Source organism: Roseitalea porphyridii (assembly GCF_004331955.1).
GTDB classification, from domain to species: Bacteria; Pseudomonadota; Alphaproteobacteria; order Rhizobiales; family Rhizobiaceae; genus Roseitalea; species Roseitalea porphyridii.
Genome location: NZ_CP036532.1, coordinates 842,194 through 862,638 on the forward strand (window position 1 = coordinate 842,194; position 20,445 = coordinate 862,638).

The window sequence follows — 20,445 nt, forward strand, 5'->3', positions numbered from 1 at the left end:
GGTCCCGATCGACCTCGCGCGCACCAGCGGGAGGTCGCATTTTGGTATTATAAAGGTATTGTTCCCTCCCGCGATCTGTGGTGGAGTGCCGGGCATATCGGACGGGCCGCGCAGCGCGAGACAACGCCACACCCGCAAGGGGCGGGGCCCGGGCCGATCGTTCCGCCGCGTCACGTTCGTAACCCGACCAAGGAGACACTCGCCATGCAGCCTGCCTGGGCCATCGGTCTGATGACCGGAACCGTACTCGACGGTTTCATCGACATCGCGATGATCCGCACCGATGGCGAGACGATCGAGGATTTCGGCCCCTGGGAACTGGCGCCCTATCCGAGCGAGATCAGGCCGCTGCTGCGAAAGGCGTTCGAGGCCGCGAAGCAATGGCGCTTCACGGGCCCCGATCCCGACATCTTCCGCGAGGCCGAGATCGCGCTGACCAAGGCTCAGTCCGAAGCGGTCAACCGCTTTCTCGACAAGCACGGCTTTTCGGCATCCGATATCGCCGCCGTCGGCTTTCACGGCCAGACGGTCCTGCACGCCGCCCCGCAGAACGGCCACCGCGGCCACACCCGCCAGTTGGGCGACGGCGCGATGATGGCCGAGATCATCGGCACCGACGTCGTCTACGATTTCCGCACCGCCGACATGGACGCGGGCGGGCAGGGCGCGCCATTGTCGGCGATCTACCACAAGGCCATGCTCGAGAAGATCGGCGCCGGCCCCGACACCGTGATCCTCAATCTCGGCGGCGTCGCCAACATAAGCTGGTATGACGGCGACCGGCTGATGGCCTTCGATACCGGCCCCGCCAATGCGCCCGTGAACGACTGGGTCAACGCGCACTCGGGCGCCGACATGGATGTCGACGGCGCCATCGCGGCGCGAGGAACCGTCGACGAGGCGCGCCTGGCCGAGATGCTGCGGCATCCGTACCTGTCGGCGGCGTTCCCGAAATCTCTCGACCGGTTCGACTTCTCCGCCTCGATGGCCGACGGGCTCGGGCTGGAGGACGGCGCGGCGACGCTCACCGCCTTCACCGCCGGGGCGGTCGGTCGGGCGCTCGACCTGCTGCCGCAACGGCCCGAGCGGATCGTTGTGTGCGGGGGCGGACGCAAGAACCCCACCATGATGCGCGAACTGGCACGACGCACCGGTGCCCGGATCATCCCGGCCGAGGATGTCGGTCTGCGCGGCGACGCCGTGGAGGCCGAGTGCTTTGCGTTTCTCGCCATCCGGGCGATGCGGGCGATGCCGTACAGCTATCCGCTGACCACGGGCGTCAGCGAGCCTCAGACCGGCGGCCGGATCGCGCGTCACGCCGCCGCGTGAAGCACCGGGAACCGATCGTTCGCGCCCGGGCTCAGCTCTGCCGCAGCCTCGGATCGAGATTGTCACGCAGCGCGTCGCCGAACAGGTTCAGCGCGAAGGCGACGATCAGGATGGCGAGCCCCGAAAAGATCGCCGCCCAGGGCGCCAGGAACAGGAAGTTCCGTCCCTCCGACAGCATCATGCCGAGCGAGGGCAGCGGCGGCTGCGTGCCAAGACCCAGAAACGACAGCGACGCCTCCACCAGGATCGCCGACGACAGGAGCAGGCTGACCTGCACCAGGATCACGCTCGCCAGATTAGGCAGGATGTGGAAGACGATGATGCGCAGATCCGACGCGCCGATCGACCGCGCATTGAGGACATAGTCGCTCGAGGCGATGACCAGCGCCGGCGCGCGCAGCAGGCGCGCGAAGATGGGCGTGTAGACGATCGCGATCGCCGCCGCCGTCGGGAAGCTACCGGGACCGAGCAGCGCGATCACGCCGATGGCCAGCAGCATGACCGGAAACGCGAACAGGACGTCCATCAGCCGCATGATGATGCGGTCGGTCCAGCCCCGGTAGTAGGCGGCCAGAAGGCCCAGAATGCTGCCGAAGAGCAGCGCGACGGCGACCGCACCCGCCGAAATCGCCAGCGATGCGCGCAGCCCGTGCATGATCCGGGAGAGCAGGTCACGACCGAGCTGGTCGGTCCCCAGCCAATGCGCCGCCGACGGTCCCTGCAGTCGCGCCAGGATATCCTGCTCGAGCGGCCCGTACGGCGCGATCCAGGGGGCGGCGACGGCGACGAAGGCGATGATGGCGATCATGCCGAGCGACAGATTGTAAAGGCTCGGCTCGGGCAGGGCGAACCGGCGCGCGCGCCCGGGCTGCCGTTCCGGCTCGGCGGGCTTTTCGGCGGTGCCGGCGCTCATTCGCTGATCCTCGGATCGATGACCGTGTAGATGACGTCGACAAGGAAGTTGACGAGCACGAAGCAGCAGGTGACCAGCAGGATCGCGGCCTGCAGCAGCGGGTAGTTGCGCTCGGCGATCGCGCCAAGGATCAGGCGCCCGAGGCCCGGAATGGCGAACACCTGCTCGATCACGATGGCGCCGCCGAGCAGATAGCCCGCCATGATGCCGACGCTGGTGACGAACGGGATGATGGCATTGCGCAGCGCATGCCGATAGAGGATCCGCCGGGCCGGCACACCCTTGGCGCGGGCGGTGCGGATATAGTCCTGCTGCAGCGCCTCGAGCAGCGTCGAGCGCAACAGCCGCGCCAGATTGGCCATGATCGGCAGGCTCAGCGCGAAGGCCGGCAGAAGCAGGCGCTGGATGTTGCCGATCGGGTCCTCGGAGAACGGCACGTAACCGAGCATCTGAAGGCTCGGCGCCAGCGTCGACAGCAACAGGATCATGATGATCCCCAGCCAGAAGGGCGGCACGGTCAGGCCGATCACCGAGCCGGCCTGAACGAAAGCCTCGCCGCGCCGGCCGCGAATGCGCGCCATCAGGATGCCGAGCGGTATGGCCAGCACGATGGCGGTCAGCAGCGCCAGAAAGGTCAGCTGCAGGGTCGGCCAGACATGGTTGCCGATCTCCTCGATCACCGGCTTGCCGGTCCAGATCGACACGCCGAAATCGCCGCGCAGAACCTTCGACAGCCAGTCGAGATATTGTTCATGGATGGGCAGGTCGAGGCCGAGCCGGTTGCGGATGGCGTCGATGCGCTCTTCGGTCACCTCGGCGTTGGCGCCAAGCATGATCGCCACCGCGTCGCCGGGGATCATGCGGATGAAGCCGAAGACCAGGATCGACACGCCGAACATGACGATCGCCAGATCGATCAGGCGTCCGCGAAGGCGTCTGAGAAGGACCATCGTTTGCCTTCACCCGGTCGGGTGTCTTGACGGGTTGACGGGCGGGACGCCGTTGGTGTCCCGCCCGTCGCGAGTTTCCATCCTATTCGGCGATGGAGGTGTCGGCCAGCGACCGCATCGACCGGTTCGGGCTGATGGTATAGCCCTCCACGTTCTCGCGCATCGCGGTGTAGAGCTGGCCGTAGGACAGGAACGCGACCGGTCCGTCGCACGCCAGTTCCTCCTGCACGTCGGCGTAGATCTGCTGGCGCTGTTCGGTGTCGGTCTCCTGGCGTCCCGCATCGAGCAGCGCGTCCAGATCCTCGTTCGAATACTGGAACACGTTGGTCGAGCCGCCGCTGCGGAACGTGCGGTAGAAATAGTCGTCCGGCTCGATCGTGCCCGAGTTCAGCGAGACGAACATGTCGAAGTCCGAATTGCGCCAGTCCTGCACGAACTTGCCGATCTCGGGAATGTCCAGCGTCACCTCGATGCCGACCGCCGCGAGCTGCTGCTGCACCACCTGCGCGATGCCGCGCGTGGAATCCCGCGGCAGGACCAGCAGCGTCGCCTCGATCGGCGTTTCCACGCCCGCTTCCTCGATGAGCTGCCGGGCGGTGTCGGCCGATGTGCTGAAGCACGGAAACTCGCTGACCGGGGTCGCATAGTTGGTCAGCGCCGGCGACAGCGGTCCGCCCGGAACGCCCGCGCCGAACAGGGCGGCGGCGACGATGTCGTCGCGGTTGATCGCGTAGTTGATCGCCTCGCGCACCTTTTCGTTGTCGAAGGGCGGCCGCGTGACGTTGATGCCGATCAGCGAATAGGCCAGTTCAAGCGTGTCCTGCAGCTTGACGCCGGGCCGACCCTGGAACTGCTGCGCGGTGACGCCGTCGATGTTGGGAAGCATCTGGTACTGGCCCGACGTCAGGCCGACCTGGCGCGTGGCCGCTTCCGGCACGATGTTGAAGACGACGCCGTCGAGTTCCGGCTTGCCCTCCTGCCAGTAGTCGGCATTGGCCTCGAGCGTGATGGCGACGTCCGGCTGCCAGGACACGAAGGTGAACGGACCGGTGCCGTCCGGCGCGCGCTGCAGCGATTCCGTGTCGCCTTCGTACTTCGCCGGCACGATGGCGATCGAGGTCAGCGAGGAAAGAAGCGGCGCCGAGGGCGCCGAGAGATTCAGCACGACCGTCTGCTCGTCCGGCGTCTCGATGCTTTCGACGGCCGCAAGGCGGCTGGCCAGCGGCGAACCGGTCGTCTCGGCGAGCACCCGGTTGAGGCTCGCGGCCACATCGGCCGACGTCATCGTCCCGCCGCCGTGGAACTGCACGCCCTCGCGCAGGGTGAAGGTGTAGGTCTTCTTGTCCTCGGAAATCTGCCAGTCCGTTGCGAGGCCGGGCACGATGTTGAGCCCGGCATCGAGCGCGGTCAGCCCCTCATAGACAGTGCCGTCGATGATCTGGAACGACGAGAAGGCGGTGACGATGTGCGGATCGAGACCGGAGGGCGACTGCTCGACGGCGATGTCCAGCGTCGCCGCCATGGCCGGAACGGCCAGCATGCCGGCCACGGAAACGCCGCAGGCCAGAGTGAAGGTGCGAAGGCATTTCATGTTATGACGTTCTCCCAAAAATCGTTTCGCCGGTGACACGCGTGTTGACAATCCGCAGCCAAGCTGATGACCTAGTCCACCTCAATACCATTTCCCATGTCCTGACCGTTGTCAATATAACCAGTAAAGTACGAATTGGCGGTTGGGCGTGGCGAAATTCCCCCCTGACGAGGCCAGTCCCGGAGCGTACGAATTCGTGAAGCAGAGTTCAAACGAGCAGTCCGAGACCGCGCCATTGCTGGCGATCGAGGGGCTTCGCCTGTCGACCCGTTCGGCCGAGCTGGTCGAGGGCATCAGCCTCAGCGTCGGGCGCGGCGAGATGCTCGGATTGCTCGGCGAGTCGGGCTGCGGCAAGACGATCACGGCGCTGTCGGTGCTCGGCCTCCTGCCCAAACATGCCGTCCGTGTCACCGGCGGCCGGATCCTGTTCGAGGGCAGGGACATCGCCGACCTTGGCGAGGACGAACTCAACCGCATCCGCGGCAACCGCATCGCCATGATCTTCCAGGAGCCGATGACCTCGCTCAATCCGATCATGACGATCGGCGCGCAGATCGGCGAGGCGCTGCAGATCCACCGGCGCATGCCAGCAGCGAGCCGCAGGGCCGAGATCAAGCGGCTGCTGGGACTGGTCGGCCTGCCGAGCGAGGACGCGCAACTGGACCGCTATCCGTTCCAGCTTTCGGGTGGACAGCGCCAGCGCGTGATGATCGCGATCGCGCTCGCCTGCGAGCCGGCCCTTCTGATCGCCGACGAGCCGACGACCGCGCTCGACGTGACGATTCAGGCGCAGATCCTCGACCTCATCGCCGAGATGCGGCGGCGCTTCGGGATGGCCTGCGTGATGGTCACCCACGACCTCGGCGTCGTCGCCGAGACCTGCGACCGCGCGATCGTCATGTATGCCGGGCGCGTCGCCGAGGAGGGCCCGGTGGACGAACTGTTCGGCGCGCCGATCCACCGCTACACCGAGGCGCTGGTCGGCACCATTCCCGCCGCCAATCCGCCCGGCGCGCGCCTACCGGCGATCCCGGGCGCCGTGCCGCCGCCGGGTGACCGGCCGGCCGGCTGCGCCTTCGCCGGCCGCTGCGACCACGCGCTCGATGTCTGTGCCAGCCGGCCGCCGCCGGAAGTGCGCCGCGGCGCCCATGTCGGCTATTGCTGGAACCCCGCGTCATGAGCGCGCTTTTGTCGGTCCGCGATCTGGTCAAGCACTACCCCGCAGGCGGTGGCGGCAAGGTGCTGGCGCTCGACGGCATCTCGTTCGATCTCGACGAGGGCGAGATCCTCGGCATCGTTGGCGAATCGGGCTGCGGCAAGAGCACGCTCGGCCGCACCATCATGCGCCTTGACGATCCGACCAGCGGCCAGATCGTCTATGACGGCCGCGACATCGCCAAGATCGGCAGGCGCGAACTCAAGCAGGCGCGGCGCGACATCCAGATGGTCTTCCAGGACCCGTTCGGATCGCTCAACCCGCGCCATACCGTCGGCACCATCGTCGGCGAGCCGCTCGTCGTGCACGGCATCGCGAACCGCCGGGCGCGCATCGCCGAACTCCTCGATCTGGTTGGCCTGCCGCAGAGCGCGGCCGACCGGCTGCCGCATCAGTTCTCGGGCGGCCAGCGCCAGCGCATCGCCATCGCCCGCGCCCTGGCGATCAACCCGCGGATCATCGTCGCCGATGAGGCCGTCTCCGCGCTCGATGTCTCCATTCAGTCCCAGATAATCAACCTTCTTGCCGACCTGCGGCGGGAACTCGGCCTCTCGATCATCTTCATCAGCCATGACCTGTCGGTGGTACGCCACGTCAGCGACAGGATCGGCGTGATGTATTTCGGCCGGCTCGTCGAATACGGGCCCGCGCAGGCGATCTTCGAGACACCGCGCCATCCCTATACGCGTGCGCTTTTGTCGGCGGTCCCGCGTATTCCCGGAAGGGAGCTGGCGCAGGCCGCCGTCGCCGAGCGGATCGTGCTGACCGGCGATGTCCCCAACATCGCGCACCGGCCGCAAGGGTGCCTGTTCCACCCGCGCTGCTACTGGAAGCAGCCGCACTGTGAGACCGAGGCACCCGCGCTGCGCCGGCTGGAGGACGACCGGTTCGACGCGCGGACATGCGCATGCCATTTCGCCGATGACCGGGCGGTGACCGAACCGGCCTGACAGATCGGCGCCAACGGCTTTCGGCGCGGCCGCGTCCTCACATGCAGGGCATACCGGCGAGAAACATCGCCTCGATCCGCAGGTCCGCGCCGAGCGCGACGATGTCCGCCCGCGCGCCCCGGCTGAACGTGCCGTGCGCCGTGAGCCCGAGCATGCGCGCCGGGGCCGATGTCGCCATCCGCAGCGCGTCGACCGGAGCGACGCCGCAGGCCTGCACGCACAGGCGGATCGCCGAGATCATGTCCAGATCGGAGCCCGCAAGCGTGCCGTCCTCGAGCGTCAGCCGCCCGTTGGCGCGCTTCACCGTGCGGCCGTTCAGCGTGAAACTGTCCGACCGGTCGCCGACCGACGACATGGCGTCGGTGACGAGGGACAGCCTGTCGCGCGGTCCGTTCGCAAAGACCATCGACAGGACCGCTGGGTGGACGTGGTGGCCGTCCGCGATCAGGCCGATATGGACCGACGGGTTCTCGAGCGCCGCACCGATCAGGCCCGGCTCGCGGTGGTGCAGCGGCTCCATCGCGTTGAACAGGTGCGTCACCGCCCGCGCGCCGGCCGCGAAATAGCGCCGGGCCGCATCGTGGTCGGCGGCGGTGTGGCCAAGGCTGACGATCACCCCGGCATCGTCGAGCGCGGCGACGTCCTCCGGCGTGGCGTTCTCCGGCGCGATCGTCGCAACAACGCGGCCAAGACCGCCCCGGCACAGCATGGCGCGATCGGCGTCCTCCATCGGCCGGATGAACCGGGGCGCGTGCACGCCCTTGCGGGCGACGGAGATGTGCGGTCCCTCGAAATGGATGCCGATGATGCCCCGGCTGCCGCGTGCGATCGCCGCCGCTGCGGCATCGGCGGCCGCGCGCGTGACCACCACCTCGTCGGTGATGACCGTGGGCACCAATGCGGTGGTGCCGTAGGGCCGGTGCGCATCGGCGATCCGCTCGAGGCCTTCGGGGCTCGGATCGTCGTTGAACAGCACCCCGCCGCCGCCATTGACCTGCCAGTCGACAAAGCCCGGCGACAGAAGTTCGGCCTGCGTGTCGACGATCCGCGCGCCGGCGGGCGCGTCGTCGAGATGCGCCAGGCCCGTGACGATGCCGTTCTCGACGACGAGCTGGCGGTCGCGGTGGACGACCCAGCCGTCGAAGATCGTGCGTGCCCTGAAGACGGTGGCCGAACTCATACCGTCTCGGTGACCTTGCGGAGCAGTTTCGGCTGGTCCGGATCGAGGTCGAGATGCCCCGCATAGCGTTCCGCGAAGACGTAGAACGTCGCGATCTGGCTGATGCCGTCGAGCATCGCATCGGGCGCCGGCGCGCAGGGCAGGTAGGTGATGCCGGGACGGTCGACCGGCCGTTCGGCGGCGGGATCGGCGACGAAGACCCTCATGCCCGTGTCGGCCATGCGCGCCACGGCATCGATCAGCCCCTGGCGCGCCGCGTCGCGGGTCAGGAAGACAAGCGCGGCAAGCCCGCCCGCGGCAAGCTGGATTGGGCCGTGCAGCACCTCGGCGGAACTGTAGCTCTCGGCATGCACCTCGCAGGCTTCCTTGAACTTCAGTGCCGCCTCCTGGGCGATCGCCAGTCCAGGGCCACGGCCGATCACATAGAGCGACTGCCCCGGTTCGAGCGCTTCGACCAGCGGTTGCCAGTCGCAGCCAAGGGCCTCGTCAAGCGCGGCGGGCAGGGCATCCAGCGCGGACAGCAGGCGGTCTTCGCCGGCGAAATGGCCGGTCAGCGCCGCGAGCGCGGTCAGCGACAGCACGAACGACTTGGTCGCGGCCACCGCCTTTTCCTCGCCCGATGCGACTGGAAGCAGGCACTGGGCGCCCTCGGCAAGCGGACTGTCGAGCGTGTTGACGAGGGCAAGGTTGAGCGCCTTCTGCGCGCGCGCCATGGTCTGGAACGCGACGAGGTCGGGGCTTCGTCCCGACTGGGAGATGGAAAGGCATGCGGCGCGGTCGAGCCGCATCGACCGGCCATAGACCGAGGCGACCGACGGGCCGACCGATGCGACCGGAATGCCCGCGATCAGTTCGAACAGGTATTTGAAGTAGAGCGCCGCGTTGTCCGACGAGCCCCGCGCCATGGTGACCACCAGCGCGGGATCGAAATCGGCCATCTGGCGCGCGGCGTCGTGATAGGTGGCCGAATGGTCGCGAAGCTGCGCGGCGACCAGCGAGGGGATCTGCCGTGTCTCGCGGTGCATCAGGCTTGCCATCATGTCTCTCCTTTCATTGTCCTGGCGTGCGCGCCCGGCAGCGTCAGTTCGGCGAGGAAGTCATAGCGGTCGCCGCGATAATAGGACCGGGTGAACTCGATCGCGCGACCGCTTTCCAGCCGGGACAGGCGCTCGATGTAGAGCGCGGGCTCGCCTTCCTCGCATTCGAGCAGTTGCGCCTCGAACGCCGGAAGCCGGCAGGCATGCATGCGCTGCAGCGCCTTTTCGGGCAGGACGTTCTTGGCTTCCAGCGTCTTGTAGAGCGATTCCCGCATCCGCTCGACATCGGGCAGGATGCTGGCCGGAACCACCGCCATCTCGACGGCAAGGGGCTCGCCGTCGGCCAGCCGCAGCCGGTGGAGGCGGGCGACTTGTTCGCCCGGCGACAGGCCGAGCATCATCGTTTCCTCCATCGAGGGGTTGCCGATCGACCGTTCGATCCAGCGGGCGCTCGGCACGTGCCCGAGCGAGTGCATGTCCTCGCTGAAGCCGGTCAGCGTGCCCAGCGACTGTTCGATGCGATCGCTTTCCTCGCTGACATAGGTGCCCGAGCCGTGCCGCTGCTGAAGCAGGCCCTCCTTGACGAGAAGTTCGAGCGCCTTGCGGATCGTCACCCGTGACAGGCTGGTCGCCTCGACGATGCTGCGCTCGGACGGCAGTGCCTCGCCCGCCTTCCAGCTTCCCTCCCGGATCAGCTCGCGGATGCGGTTGGCGAGCTGGATGTAGCGCGGCGTCGGATTGTTCTCGTCGATCGGACTTTGATCCTGGAATATCTTGTCGAGTGAGATCGGTTGTGCCCTCAAAACATGCCACCTCTTGTCGAGCTTCGCGCGGCCGGCGCGGCGCCGCATCCATGTGCGATGATGCTGTCGCCGCCCCGCCGCATCATTCCACCGTCGCGGGTCGTCCGGCGAGAATCGCCGCGCCATCGAGACTGTCACCGAGTTGCGGGCTCAGTCGCCGGCGCAGGTCCGGCGCCAGCCAGCTCTCGATCACGCTCGCCAGTCCGCCGATCAGCGACAGCCGTTCCGCCCCCCGTTCGAACAGCGTCCGCCCGATCGTCTCGATCGCGGCAGCCGCATCCTGCATGATCCGGCGCGCGGCCGGATCGCCCTCGTCGGCATGCCGCACCACGATCGGGGCGAAGGCCGCGTAGTCGGTCGCCGTCGCGCGGTCCATCCACTGCACCGCCTGGCCCGGATCGTCGTCGAACCGCCCCATGATCTCGCCCAGAAGCGCGGTTCTGGCGATCCGCCCGTCATGGGCCATCATAGCCGCGCGCACCACGCGCAGGCCCAGATAGGCGCCGCTTCCCTCGTCCGAGATCGGAAAGCCGTAGCCGCCGATCTTGATCGTTTCGCCGGCAAGGCGCGCCAGACCGCAGCTGCCGGTGCCGACGATGACGATCGCGCCGTCCCGGCCGCCATGGGCGCCAAGGCAGGCGATCTCGCCGTCGCTTGCGAACCGCACCGAAGCGAACGGGTGCGCCCTGGCCTCGAGCGCTTCGCGCGCGCCCTGCCGCGAGAGGCCAGCAACGCCGATGCCGGCACGGATGTGGCCGGCCGCATCGCGGGCGATCCCGGCCTCGGCGAGCGCATTGCCGAACGCGGTCGAAATCGCCGCCCACGACGCGTCGATGCCGATCCGGGTCGCCGCCGGGCCGGCGAGACCACCGCCCAGAACCTTCCCGTCCGCCGTCTCGAGACGGGCCCGGCAGCCGGTGCCGCCGCCGTCGACCGCCATGAACAGCGCCCCGCCATCGCCCGCCGCCATCGTCATTCGGCGACCCGCTCGATCACCGCGCCGCAGCGGCGCAGCTTGCCTTCGATGTCCTCGAATCCCCGGTCGAGATGATAGACCCGGTGCACGATCGTCTCACCGCGCGCGACCAGGCCGGCAAGGACCAGTGACATGGAAGCGCGCAGGTCGGTGGCCATGACCTCGGCGCCGTGCAGTTCGCCGACGCCTGTGACGATCGCCGTCGCGCCATCCTGGCGGATCTGCGCGCCCATGCGCTGCAGTTCGGGCACATGCATGAAGCGCTGTTCGAACACCCGTTCGCGGATCGTCGAGACGCCCTCGGCCAGGCACATCAGCGCCATGAACTGCGCTTGAAGATCGGTCGGAAAGCCGGGGAAGGGTTCGGTCGTCACGTCGACGCTCCTGAGCGCGCCCCCGCGCCGGGCGATCAGTCCGCGATCGGAGGGGTATATGACGATGCCGGCCTGTTCGAGGATGTCGCAGGCCGCGCCCAGATGTTCGAGGCGCCCGCCGATGATCTCCAGTTCACCGCCGGTCATCGCCGCGGCGATCAGATAGCTCGCCGCCTCGATCCGGTCGGGCACGATCGTGTGGGAGACATCGTTCCAGCTTTCGGCGCCTTCGATCTGTACCTTGTAGGTGCCCGCGCCCTCCACCCGCGCGCCCATCGCGGTCAGGAAGGCGGCCAGATCGGCGACTTCGGGTTCGCGCGCGGCATTGACGATCTCGGTGGCGCCGCGCGCGCCGGCCGCCGCCATCATCGCCGTGTGGGTCGCCCCGACCGAGGCGATCGGCAGCACGATGCGCGCGCCCCTGAGCCCGTCCGGCGCGCGCACGTCATAGACGCCGCCGGCAAAGTCGACCTCGGCGCCCAGCGTCTCGAGCGCCTTCAGATGCAGATCGACCGGACGTGTTCCGATCGCGCAGCCGCCCGGCCGCGAGATGCGGGCCCGGCCGAACCGCACCAGAAGCGGTGCAAGGACCAGGAACGAGGCGCGCATGCGGCGCATGATGTCGTAGGGCGCATCGGCGGGACGCAGCCGGTCGGTGGAAAAGGCCAGCCGGCCATGCACCGGGGCCGGCGTCTCGATGCCGCATAGGGCGAGAAGGCCGAGCATGGAGCGGACATCTGTGACGTCGGGCACGTTGGAAAGGCGCACCTGCCCGTCACCGAGCATGGCGGCGGCGAGGATCGGCAGGGCGGCGTTCTTGGCGCCGGCCACCTGCATGGAGCCGGCGAACGGTTGACCGCCCCTGATGATCAGCTTGTCCAACACGACCCCGCTTTGTGACGACCGCCGGTGTCCATTATCGGATAAATCCAATCATTGTCCACTTCAAACCGTCTCGCCGGTGGCGGAGCACGCTTTCTGCTGGTGATCGCCGATTGTGGCTTGAAATCCAATGGTCGCGCGGTACAAATCATCGCCGACGCATGGCAAATTGGTCATGTTTTGGTATTACAAGGAGCGCTGATCGTGACCGGAACCGCCGAGGGTGCCGACCGTCCGGGGACCGAAACGCTGGAGCACGACGCGCCGTATCTCGACACGCTCGACGACGGGGCGCTTTTTGCGACCCTGCTCGGCAGCCAGGCCAAGGCCATCGGCGCGGTCAAGCGCGCCCGGCCGGCCCTGATCGGCGCCACCGTCGCCGCCGCCGAGGCGCTGCAGGAGCCGGGCTCGCGGCTGATCTATTGCGGCGCCGGCACTTCCGGCCGGGTCGCGCTGCTCGACGGGGTCGAACTCAATCCCACGTTCAACTGGCCCGAGGCGCGGCTGCACATTCTGGTCGCCGGCGGTTCGGCCAGCATCGTCGAGGCGCAGGAGGGGGCCGAGGATGACGGCGCCTCGGCCACGCGTGCGCTCGACGAACTGCGGCTCGGCGCCGGCGATGTCGTCGTCGGCCTCGCCGCCAGCGGCACGACGCCGTTCGTGCTGGCTGCCCTGGAGGCCGGAAACAGGGCCGGCGCGCTGACGATCGGCATGGCCAACAATGCCGGCACGCCGGTGCTTGCCGAGGCGCGCTGCCCGGTTCTGCTCGAGACCGGTGCCGAAGCGCTGGCCGGCTCGACCCGGCTTGCCGCCGGCACCAGCCAGAAGATCGCGCTCAACATCTTCTCGACCGCGCTCATGGTGCGGCTGGGCAAGGTCTATCGCGGCCGGATGATCGACATGCGCGTGACCAACCGCAAGCTGCAGGGCCGCGCGGTCGCGATCGTGCGCGATATCGTCGGCTGCGACGAGGCCCGCGCCCGCGAAGCGCTCGCGGCCTGCGAATTCGACGTCAGGCAAGCGATCCTCGTCGCGCGCGGCGCAACGCGCGCCCAGGCGCTGGCCTTGCTCGAACGGCACGGCGGCCGGATCGCCGACGCCGACCGGGAACTGACGCAGCAGGGCTGATCAAGCGCGGACGGGATGAAAGTCCCAAGCGCCGGTCAATCCGGCACAGCGTCTGCAATGCATGGGGGAATGGCGCACCCGGGAAGATTCGAACTCCCGACCCCCAGATTCGTAGTCTGGTGCTCTATCCAGCTGAGCTACGGGTGCTTTGCGCCGGCAACCCTCGGGGCCGGCAAGGCGGCTTGGTAGTCCGTGCCGCCGCAAATTGCAAGCGCCGTCAAGGCGATTTTTGGCGTGCCGTGACCGTCAGATGGGGACGCCGCAACGGCTTGCCAAGCGTACCTCGAAGCCGGCGACGTGACGGGTCGGATCGCGTGGTCGAACGCAACGCGCGGCAATGGGCCGGCTCGTCCGAAAGATCCCCCGCGCCCTCGGCCGCTCAGCGGCGATCGGCGGCCTTGCCGTCGCTCGCGGCGACGCGCAGTTCGGGACGGCGCGGCGTGCCCGGCCGGACGGTGTCGGGCGAAGCGTCCGGCAGTCGGATCTCGAAACGGGTTCCGACGGCGCGGTCCTCGCGCAGTTCCAGCGTGCCGCCATGGGCGCTAACCAGTTCGTGCGCGATCGCGAGCCCAAGCCCCGTGCCGCCCCTGCGGCCCGATCCGGAGAACGGGGCGAACAGATGCTCGCGCGCCTGCGCGGGAAGGCCCGGCCCCGTGTCCTCGACCGAGATGATCGTCGTCGCGCCCATCCGGCCGGCCGAGATCGACACGCGCTTGACGGTCGCCGGATCGTCGTCGCCGCGCAGCGCCTCGACCGCGTTGCGCACAAGGTTCATCAGGACACGGAACAGCTGTTCGGGATCGGCATCGACCTCAAGATCGTCCGGCACGTCGGTCGCGAACTGCACGCCGCCGTCGGGCTCGAGGCCAAGCAGATCCTCGACGTCGGCGACAATGCGCGCCAGCCGCACCCGCCGGCGCACCGGCGCCTTCTCCTGGGCCTTGCCGTAGGACAGGACGTCCGAGGTGTAGTTGGCGGCACGGTCGAGCGCGCGGATCAGCTTGGGCGCGAAGCGCTGCACGGCCGGATCGTCGGTCTCGGTCAGCCGGTCGCCGAGCAGTTGCGCCGAAGCGAGGATGTTGCGCATGTCGTGATTGATCTTGGAGACGGCGAGCCCGAGATCGGCCAGCCGTTTCTGGCTGCGCAGGGTCGACTGAAGCTGCGCCTGCATGCTCGCCAGTTCGCGCTCGGCAAGACCCAGCTCGTCCGATCGCGCCTCGGGCACGATCACCGCATCGGCGTCGGACGGGTTCTCGGCAAAGCGCAGCATCGACCGGGTCATCCGCTCGATCGGCCTGATCATGATCCGGTTGATGGCGAGGAAGACCAGCGTGGCGCTGATCAGCGCAATGATGATCGACAGAATCGCGATGTTGCGCGCGTAGATCAGCATCGCCGTGCGCAGATAGTCGTCGCTCATCACGAGTTCGATCCGGCCGTCGCTGTCGCCGATCGGTCCGGTCACGCGCAGCGACTTGTCGCCGCCGAAGAACAGCGTGGCGAACGCGTCGCGGATCGCGCCGAACGGCGAGAAGTCGGCGACGTCGACGTGCTGGTCGACCTCGTCCGGCATCTCGCTGACCACGAGCAGGTGCGAGCGGCCCTCCATGCGCAGCGCGATCGTCTTGGCGCCGATCGCCATCAGCACGTCGTTCTGCACCTGTTGCGGCAGGTCCGCGGTCGCTTCGGCCGTGATCAGCACGCTGGCCGCGGCGGCCGTGTTCAGCCGCTGTTCGAGCCAGGTGATGCGGAAATTGGCGACCGAGGGCACGAAGATGAGCACCTCGGCGATCATCACGAACAGGATGGTGAGCAGCAGCAGCTTGGCCGAAAGCCGCCGCCGGGGCCGCGCTGCGGCCGGCGGGCGTGGGTCGGGTCTGTCGTGTCCGGCCGTCTCGTTCATGTGGTCAAGATAGAGCGTTGCGCGCCGATCCGCCACGGCGCGGGGCGAAGATGGTCAATACGGCCATCCGCCGCCATCTCAGCCGAACCGGCGCAGGAAGCCGATCAGCCGGCGCACGGCGGGTTTGCGGGTCATCGGGGCAGAAAAGCTGGTGCCGGCGCGCTTGGCGATTTCGGTCATGGTCGGGTAGGGCGCGATGAACCCGCGCAGGTCGGACGCCTTCATCTTCTTCGAGATCGCCAGCGAGAACAGGTTGATCATCTCGCCCGCATTGGCGCCGACGATGCTGGCGCCTAGGATCCGCCCCCTGCGGTCGGTGACCATCTTGACCAGCCCGTCGGTCTTGCGCTCGGTCTGGGCCCGGTCGTTCTCCGCATAGGGCCAGCGAAGGATCGTGATGTCGCCCCTGGCCTTGCGCGCCTCGTCCTCGGTCATGCCGACATGGGCCAGTTCGGGGTCTGTATAGGTGGCCCAGGGCACGAGATCGCGCCGTTCCTTGCCGGGCACGCGGAACAGGATCGACTGGACGACGAGCCCCGCATGATAGCCGGCGACATGGGTGAACTGCAGCCCGCCGGCGACATCGCCGATGGCGTAGACCCGGCGGTTCGACGTACGCAGCGCCCTGTCGACCCTGATGCCCTTCTTGTCGTGATCGATGCCGGCTTCATCGAGGCCCAGGCCGTCGACATTGGCGGCCCGGCCGGTCGCAACCAGAATGTGCGTGCCGTCGACATGCGATTGCGCGCCGTCCTTTTCGACCGTCACGCGCACGCCCGACTTGCCCTTGGGCTCGACCGAGACGACCTTGGTTTCCTCGCGAATGTCGACGCCGTCGGCGCTCACCTTGTCGAGCACGATGGCGGCCAGTTCGGGATCGTCCTTGCCCATCGCCTTCATCGCCTCGATGACGGTGACGTTCGAGCCGAGCCGCCGGTGCGCCTGCGCCATTTCCATGCCGATCGGCCCGCCGCCGATGACGATCAGGTGGCCGGGACGCCGCGTCTGGTCGAACAGCGTCTCGTTGGTCAGGTAGGGCACCTGGTCGAGGCCCGCGATCGGCGGCACGAAGGCGCGGCTGCCGGTGGCGATGACGAAACGGCGCGCCTTGATCGTATGGTCGCCGGCGACGACGGTGTTCCTGTCGGTGAACGCGCCGCGCGCCTGGATCACCTTCACCCCGAGCGCGGTGAAGCGCTCCACCGAATCGTTGGGCGCGATCGAGGCGATCACGTCATGCACATGGTCGTGCACGCGGCCGAAATTGACCTCCGGCTCGACCGACTTGATGCCGAACCGGTCGGCGTGGCGCATGGTCTGCGCGGTCTTGGCGGCGGCGATCATCGCCTTGGAAGGAACGCAGCCATAATTGAGGCAGTCTCCGCCCATCTTGCCGGCCTCGATCAGCACCACCGACACGCCGAACGCGGCGGCCGCGGCGGCGACCGTCAGGCCGCCCGAGCCCGCCCCGATGACGCAGATGTCCGGCTTCAAGACCTCGCTCATGGTGATGTCGTCCCCTCGTTCCTTGGCTTTTTGTTTGCGTGGTCCGGCCGGTGGTGCCTCAGCTCTCCGGGGCGGCGTTGCGCCGGCGCCATTTCTTGATCGCGACCGGCACGGCGGCGACGATGGCGAGCGCGACGAAGGCCAGCGTGATCTCGGTGGTGATCAGATCACCGACCGTCGCGCTGGTGCCCGCCGCCTCGGCCGCGTCCAGCACCGAGCCGATGCCCTGGCCGAGCCAGGAATAGGCGATGACGCCGGGGAGGATGCCAAAAAAGGTGGCGATGACGTAGGTGCGTACCGGTACGTTGAACAGCGCCGGCGCGACGTTCATGATGAAGAACGGAAAGATCGGCGCGATGCGCAGCACCAGAAGGTAGCTGAACGCGTCCTCCTCGAACCCCTCGGCGAGCTTCTTGACGCGCCCGCGTCCGACCCGGTCGCGCAGGCTTTCGCCGAACGCCGAACGGGCCACCATGAAGATCGCCGTCGCCCCGGCCGTCGCGCCGACGGCGACCACGACCGTCGCGGTCAGCCAGCCGAACAGGAACCCGGCGAAGATCGTCAGGATCGATGCGGCCGGAAACGAGAAGGCGACCGCGACGGCATAGAGCGCGGTGAAGCCGAGCGTCGACAGCCAGAAGTTCGCATCGACGAATGCGGTCAGGCTGTCGCGGCTTTCGGCCAGAAACTCCAGCGTGAAGAACCGCTGCCATCCCATCAGATAGGCGAAGGTCAGCCCCGCCGCGATGACGATCAGCGGCGCGAACCGCCTGGCTTTTGCTGCGAGGCCGCCGTTGCGGGGCATCTCGGCGTCCTTTGTCATGGTCGTGGTCGATGTATCAGTCATCGCGGGCGTTTCCAATGCGGGTAAGCGGCGGCGTCCGGGCCGGCCTGCGGCGTAAAGGGATGCGCTTGAGATGACGGTCGCGGCATTCAAGAACAACTCACATCGGGGTGACACCACAATCCGTGATGGTCATCGCCGCAAAGCTCACGCGCCGGTGAACCGCCTGTTGGCCCCCGGTCGCCGGGCGATGATTGACTTTGCCGGCCCGTTCGCCCATAAGCCGGCCAACGTTCGGACAGCCGCGTCCGGCGACGGCTTGCCGTTGTCGCGCCGCTGCCCAATGGCCCAGACATGCACGAACGAGAAGGCCGCCCGGAGCGGCGGGTGATCCCATGACCAAACGCACCTATCAACCCTCGCGCCTGGTTCGCAAGCGTCGGCACGGCTTCCGCGCCCGCATGGCGACCGCAGGCGGCCGCAAGGTTCTGGCCCGCCGTCGCGCGCGCGGTCGCAAGAAGCTGTCGGCCTGACGTCCGCGTCGGCCCGGCGCGGGCTGACCGGCCGTGTCGAGCGGCACCAGGCCCTATGCGATGATGCGCAAGCGGGCCGAGTTCCTTGCCGCGCGCAACGGGACGCGGATCAATGGACGAACCGTGCGGCTCGAGATGCGGCGCCGGGATCCGGGTGAGGCGGGCGAGACGCCACGCGTCGGTTTCACCGTGACAAGAAAGATCGGCGGCGCGGTCGTGCGCAACCGCGCCAAGCGGCGTCTGCGCGAGGCGGTGCGGCTGGCTGCCGCGCGTGACATGCGCCCCCTTCATGACTATGTGATCATTTCCAAGCCTGATGTGTTGACTGCCCCGTTCAGCGCATTATGCGAGGATTTGCGTCAGGTGATTGCGCGTGCCCACGGCAGGGCGGCGCGCACCGGCCCCGAACAGACACCCGGACACCGAGGGCAACCGAGCCCGAAGCGGAGCCATGGATAACAACAACCGCAACCTGTTCCTGACGATCGCCCTGTCGGTGCTGATCCTGACGCTGTGGCAGATCTTCTACGTCAATCCGCAGATCGAGGCCGAGCGCCAGGCGCAGATCGAGCAGCAGGCCCAGATCGAGGTGCAGGCGCCCGAGGCGGCCGAGGACACCGCCGCACCGGCCACCTCCGGTGCCGAAGGCGACATCCCGCAGGCGACAGTTTCGGGCTCCGCGCCCGAAGCCGGTGCGGCTGGCGCCGGCGCGGCCGACCGCGACACGGCGGTTGCAGCGGCCGAGCGGCGCGTACCGATCGAAACGCCGACGCTGACCGGCTCGATCAACCTGACCGGCGCGCGCTTCGACGACCTTTCGCTGAAGAACTATCACGTCGAGGTCGACGAGGATTCGCCGATCGTCGATCTGCTGTCGCCGGTGACCGGGCCCGATCCCTATTTCGCCGAGTTCGGCTATACCGGCATCGACGGCGCGCCGGGTCCGACCGCCGAATGGCAGGTCGACGGCAACGCGGTGCTGACGCCCGATTCGCCGGTCACGCTGACCTATTCGGCGCCGAACGGCCTCGATTTCACCCGTCGGATCGCGGTCGACGACAATTACATGTTCTCGATTACTGACGAGATCGCCAACGCCGGCACCGGCGCGGTGGCGCTGCAGAACTACGGGCGCACGACCCGCTACACCATTCCGGCCACGCCGCCGATCTTCATCCTGCACGAGGGCATGATCGGCGTTACCGGCGAGGAGGGGCTGACCGAACTGACCTTCGGCGAGATGCGCGATGACGGCCAGGTCGTTCCGGGCAAATCGAGCGACGGCTGGCTCGGCATCACCGACAAGTACTGGGCCACGGCGATCGTGCCCCGCAACACGACCTACCAGCCGCGCTATTCCTTCTTCACCGACGGTTCGTCGCGCTATCAGGCCGACTTCCTGTCGGACGCGGTGACGATCAATGCCGGACAGTCGGCGACCGTCGAGAACCTGTTCTTCGCCGGCGCCAAGAAGACCCGCATCATCGACGCCTACGAGGCCGATCGCGACATCCGCCAGTTCGAGCTGATGATCGACTGGGGCTGGTTCCACTTCATCACCAAGCCGCTGTTCCACCTGCTCTACTGGCTGAACTCGGTGTTCGGCAATTTCGGCGTCGCGATCCTGATCGCGACCGTGCTGATCAAGCTCGTCTTCTTCCCGCTCGCCAACAAGTCCTACGCCTCCATGGCCCGCATGAAGGTGGTCCAGCCCAAGATGCAGGAGATCAAGGAACGCTACGGCGATGATCGCGAGAAGATGCAGAAGGCGATGATGGAGCTGTACAAGAAGGAGAAGATCAATCCGATCGCCGGCTGCTGGCCCGTGCTGATCCAGATTCCGGTCTTCTTCGCGCTCTACAAGGTGCTGTACGTGACCATCGAGATGCGCCATGCGCCCTTCTTCGGCTGGATCCGGGACCTGTCGGCGCCCGATCCGACCTCGATCTTCAACCTGTTCGGTCTTCTGCCCTACGATCCGTCCGCCGTGCCGCTGTTCGGCGCGTTCCTGATGCTCGGCGTCTGGCCGCTGATCATGGGTGTGACCATGTTCGTCCAGATGCAGATGAACCCGCCGCCGCCCGATCCGACAACGGCGATGATCTTCAAGTGGATGCCGGTGGTCTTCACCTTCATGCTGGCGACGTTCCCGGCGGGTCTGGTCATCTACTGGGCGTGGAACAACTTCCTGTCGATCATCCAGCAGGGCGTGATCATGAAGCGCAACGGCGCCAAGATCGAACTGTGGGACAATCTCAGGAACCTGTTCGGCGGCGGCAAGGCCGACAAGCCGGCCGAATAGCCCGGGGCCGATGGCTGATACGAACTGAAGGACCGCATGCGATGAACAATTGAGCTCCGATCCGCCACGCCGCGCCGTCGGCAGGGGT

General features: G+C 67.7%; 18 protein-coding genes and 1 tRNA gene. 7 read left to right on the forward strand and 12 right to left on the reverse strand.

Annotated elements, in window-relative coordinates:
* The first annotated feature begins 204 nt into the window (after window positions 1-204).
* Window positions 205-1,329, forward strand: coding sequence for an anhydro-N-acetylmuramic acid kinase (locus E0E05_RS04035; protein WP_131615553.1), 1,125 nt, complete (start codon window positions 205-207; stop codon window positions 1,327-1,329).
* A 31-nt stretch (window positions 1,330-1,360) separates the two neighbouring features.
* Here the strand turns inward: E0E05_RS04035 and E0E05_RS04040 are convergent, their stop codons facing one another.
* The 3 genes from E0E05_RS04040 to E0E05_RS04050 form a co-directional block, all read right to left on the reverse strand.
* Entirely contained in the window at window positions 1,361-2,242 is an 882-nt protein-coding gene (locus E0E05_RS04040) for an ABC transporter permease (protein WP_131615554.1), read from the reverse strand.
* A complete protein-coding gene (locus E0E05_RS04045; RefSeq protein ID WP_131615555.1) occupies window positions 2,239-3,192 on the reverse strand; it encodes an ABC transporter permease in 954 nt (317 codons plus the stop codon). Before E0E05_RS04045 ends, E0E05_RS04040 begins: the two co-directional genes overlap by 4 nt.
* 82 nt (window positions 3,193-3,274) lie before the next feature.
* Entirely contained in the window at window positions 3,275-4,783 is a 1,509-nt protein-coding gene (locus tag E0E05_RS04050) for an ABC transporter substrate-binding protein (protein WP_131615556.1), read from the reverse strand.
* A gap of 196 nt (window positions 4,784-4,979) precedes the next feature.
* Here E0E05_RS04050 and E0E05_RS04055 point away from each other — a divergent pair, with 196 nt between their 5' ends.
* Together E0E05_RS04055 and E0E05_RS04060 are read left to right on the forward strand one after the other, a co-directional pair.
* On the forward strand, window positions 4,980-5,963 hold the full coding sequence (locus tag E0E05_RS04055) for an ABC transporter ATP-binding protein (RefSeq protein WP_244597917.1): 984 nt from the start codon (window positions 4,980-4,982) through the stop codon (window positions 5,961-5,963).
* On the forward strand, window positions 5,960-6,949 hold the full coding sequence (locus tag E0E05_RS04060; protein ID WP_131615557.1) for an ABC transporter ATP-binding protein: 990 nt from the start codon (window positions 5,960-5,962) through the stop codon (window positions 6,947-6,949). Before E0E05_RS04055 ends, E0E05_RS04060 begins: the two co-directional genes overlap by 4 nt.
* 37 nt (window positions 6,950-6,986) lie before the next feature.
* Here E0E05_RS04060 and nagA read toward each other — a convergent pair whose 3' ends face one another.
* From nagA to murA, 5 genes are all read right to left on the reverse strand, one after another.
* A complete protein-coding gene (gene nagA, locus E0E05_RS04065; protein WP_131615558.1) occupies window positions 6,987-8,129 on the reverse strand; it encodes an N-acetylglucosamine-6-phosphate deacetylase in 1,143 nt (380 codons plus the stop codon).
* Complete coding sequence (locus E0E05_RS04070; RefSeq protein WP_158629268.1) at window positions 8,126-9,166, reverse strand: SIS domain-containing protein; 1,041 nt, start codon at window positions 9,164-9,166, stop codon at window positions 8,126-8,128. Before E0E05_RS04070 ends, nagA begins: the two co-directional genes overlap by 4 nt.
* A complete protein-coding gene (locus E0E05_RS04075; RefSeq protein WP_244597919.1) occupies window positions 9,166-9,969 on the reverse strand; it encodes a GntR family transcriptional regulator in 804 nt (267 codons plus the stop codon). Before E0E05_RS04075 ends, E0E05_RS04070 begins: the two co-directional genes overlap by 1 nt.
* An 82-nt stretch (window positions 9,970-10,051) precedes the next feature.
* Window positions 10,052-10,945 carry a glucosamine kinase nucleotide-binding domain-containing protein gene (locus E0E05_RS04080; protein WP_131615561.1) on the reverse strand — a complete coding sequence of 298 codons (894 nt, stop codon included), beginning with the start codon at window positions 10,943-10,945 and terminating at the stop codon, window positions 10,052-10,054.
* Window positions 10,942-12,201: a UDP-N-acetylglucosamine 1-carboxyvinyltransferase gene (murA, locus tag E0E05_RS04085; RefSeq protein WP_131615562.1), complete on the reverse strand. Its 1,260-nt coding sequence runs from the start codon at window positions 12,199-12,201 to the stop codon at window positions 10,942-10,944. The genes E0E05_RS04080 and murA overlap by 4 nt, the downstream gene beginning before the upstream one ends.
* A 204-nt stretch (window positions 12,202-12,405) precedes the next feature.
* On the opposite strand from murA, the gene E0E05_RS04090 reads away from it, so the two are divergent.
* Window positions 12,406-13,329 carry an N-acetylmuramic acid 6-phosphate etherase gene (locus E0E05_RS04090; RefSeq protein WP_244597921.1) on the forward strand — a complete coding sequence of 308 codons (924 nt, stop codon included), beginning with the start codon at window positions 12,406-12,408 and terminating at the stop codon, window positions 13,327-13,329.
* A 70-nt stretch (window positions 13,330-13,399) separates the two neighbouring features.
* On the opposite strand, the gene E0E05_RS04095 is transcribed toward E0E05_RS04090, so the two are convergent.
* The 4 genes from E0E05_RS04095 to E0E05_RS04110 form a co-directional block, all read right to left on the reverse strand.
* Window positions 13,400-13,476, reverse strand: a tRNA-Arg gene (locus E0E05_RS04095).
* A gap of 232 nt (window positions 13,477-13,708) precedes the next feature.
* Complete coding sequence (locus E0E05_RS04100; protein ID WP_131615563.1) at window positions 13,709-15,232, reverse strand: sensor histidine kinase; 1,524 nt, start codon at window positions 15,230-15,232, stop codon at window positions 13,709-13,711.
* 78 nt (window positions 15,233-15,310) lie between these two features.
* Window positions 15,311-16,738 carry a dihydrolipoyl dehydrogenase family protein gene (locus E0E05_RS04105; protein WP_131615564.1) on the reverse strand — a complete coding sequence of 476 codons (1,428 nt, stop codon included), beginning with the start codon at window positions 16,736-16,738 and terminating at the stop codon, window positions 15,311-15,313.
* 58 nt (window positions 16,739-16,796) lie between these two features.
* Window positions 16,797-17,585: a TVP38/TMEM64 family protein gene (locus E0E05_RS04110; RefSeq protein ID WP_131615565.1), complete on the reverse strand. Its 789-nt coding sequence runs from the start codon at window positions 17,583-17,585 to the stop codon at window positions 16,797-16,799.
* A gap of 332 nt (window positions 17,586-17,917) precedes the next feature.
* Between E0E05_RS04110 and rpmH the strand changes: the two genes are divergently transcribed.
* From rpmH to yidC, 3 genes are read left to right on the forward strand one after another with little or no spacing between them, the layout of a single operon-like run.
* Window positions 17,918-18,055 (forward strand): 50S ribosomal protein L34, encoded by a 138-nt coding sequence (gene rpmH, locus E0E05_RS04115; protein WP_131615566.1) that lies wholly within the window; start codon window positions 17,918-17,920, stop codon window positions 18,053-18,055.
* A 60-nt stretch (window positions 18,056-18,115) separates the two neighbouring features.
* Entirely contained in the window at window positions 18,116-18,514 is a 399-nt protein-coding gene (rnpA, locus tag E0E05_RS04120) for a ribonuclease P protein component (protein ID WP_131615567.1), read from the forward strand.
* Complete coding sequence (yidC, locus tag E0E05_RS04125; protein ID WP_131615568.1) at window positions 18,507-20,357, forward strand: membrane protein insertase YidC; 1,851 nt, start codon at window positions 18,507-18,509, stop codon at window positions 20,355-20,357. The genes rnpA and yidC overlap by 8 nt, the downstream gene beginning before the upstream one ends.
* Window positions 20,358-20,445 lie beyond the last annotated feature (88 nt).

Coding starts and splice junctions, on each gene's coding strand:
- E0E05_RS04035 (WP_131615553.1), top strand. CDS start 205: ATGCAGCCTGCCTGGGCCATCGGTCTGATGACCGGAACCGTACTCGAC.
- E0E05_RS04040 (WP_131615554.1), bottom strand. CDS start 2,242: ATGAGCGCCGGCACCGCCGAAAAGCCCGCCGAGCCGGAACGGCAGCCC.
- E0E05_RS04045 (WP_131615555.1), bottom strand. CDS start 3,192: ATGGTCCTTCTCAGACGCCTTCGCGGACGCCTGATCGATCTGGCGATC.
- E0E05_RS04050 (WP_131615556.1), bottom strand. CDS start 4,783: ATGAAATGCCTTCGCACCTTCACTCTGGCCTGCGGCGTTTCCGTGGCC.
- E0E05_RS04060 (WP_131615557.1), top strand. CDS start 5,960: ATGAGCGCGCTTTTGTCGGTCCGCGATCTGGTCAAGCACTACCCCGCA.
- nagA (WP_131615558.1), bottom strand. CDS start 8,129: ATGAGTTCGGCCACCGTCTTCAGGGCACGCACGATCTTCGACGGCTGG.
- E0E05_RS04070 (WP_158629268.1), bottom strand. CDS start 9,166: ATGGCAAGCCTGATGCACCGCGAGACACGGCAGATCCCCTCGCTGGTC.
- E0E05_RS04080 (WP_131615561.1), bottom strand. CDS start 10,945: ATGACGATGGCGGCGGGCGATGGCGGGGCGCTGTTCATGGCGGTCGAC.
- E0E05_RS04100 (WP_131615563.1), bottom strand. CDS start 15,232: ATGAACGAGACGGCCGGACACGACAGACCCGACCCACGCCCGCCGGCC.
- E0E05_RS04105 (WP_131615564.1), bottom strand. CDS start 16,738: ATGAGCGAGGTCTTGAAGCCGGACATCTGCGTCATCGGGGCGGGCTCG.
- E0E05_RS04110 (WP_131615565.1), bottom strand. CDS start 17,585: ATGACTGATACATCGACCACGACCATGACAAAGGACGCCGAGATGCCC.
- rpmH (WP_131615566.1), top strand. CDS start 17,918: ATGACCAAACGCACCTATCAACCCTCGCGCCTGGTTCGCAAGCGTCGG.
- rnpA (WP_131615567.1), top strand. CDS start 18,116: ATGATGCGCAAGCGGGCCGAGTTCCTTGCCGCGCGCAACGGGACGCGG.
- yidC (WP_131615568.1), top strand. CDS start 18,507: ATGGATAACAACAACCGCAACCTGTTCCTGACGATCGCCCTGTCGGTG.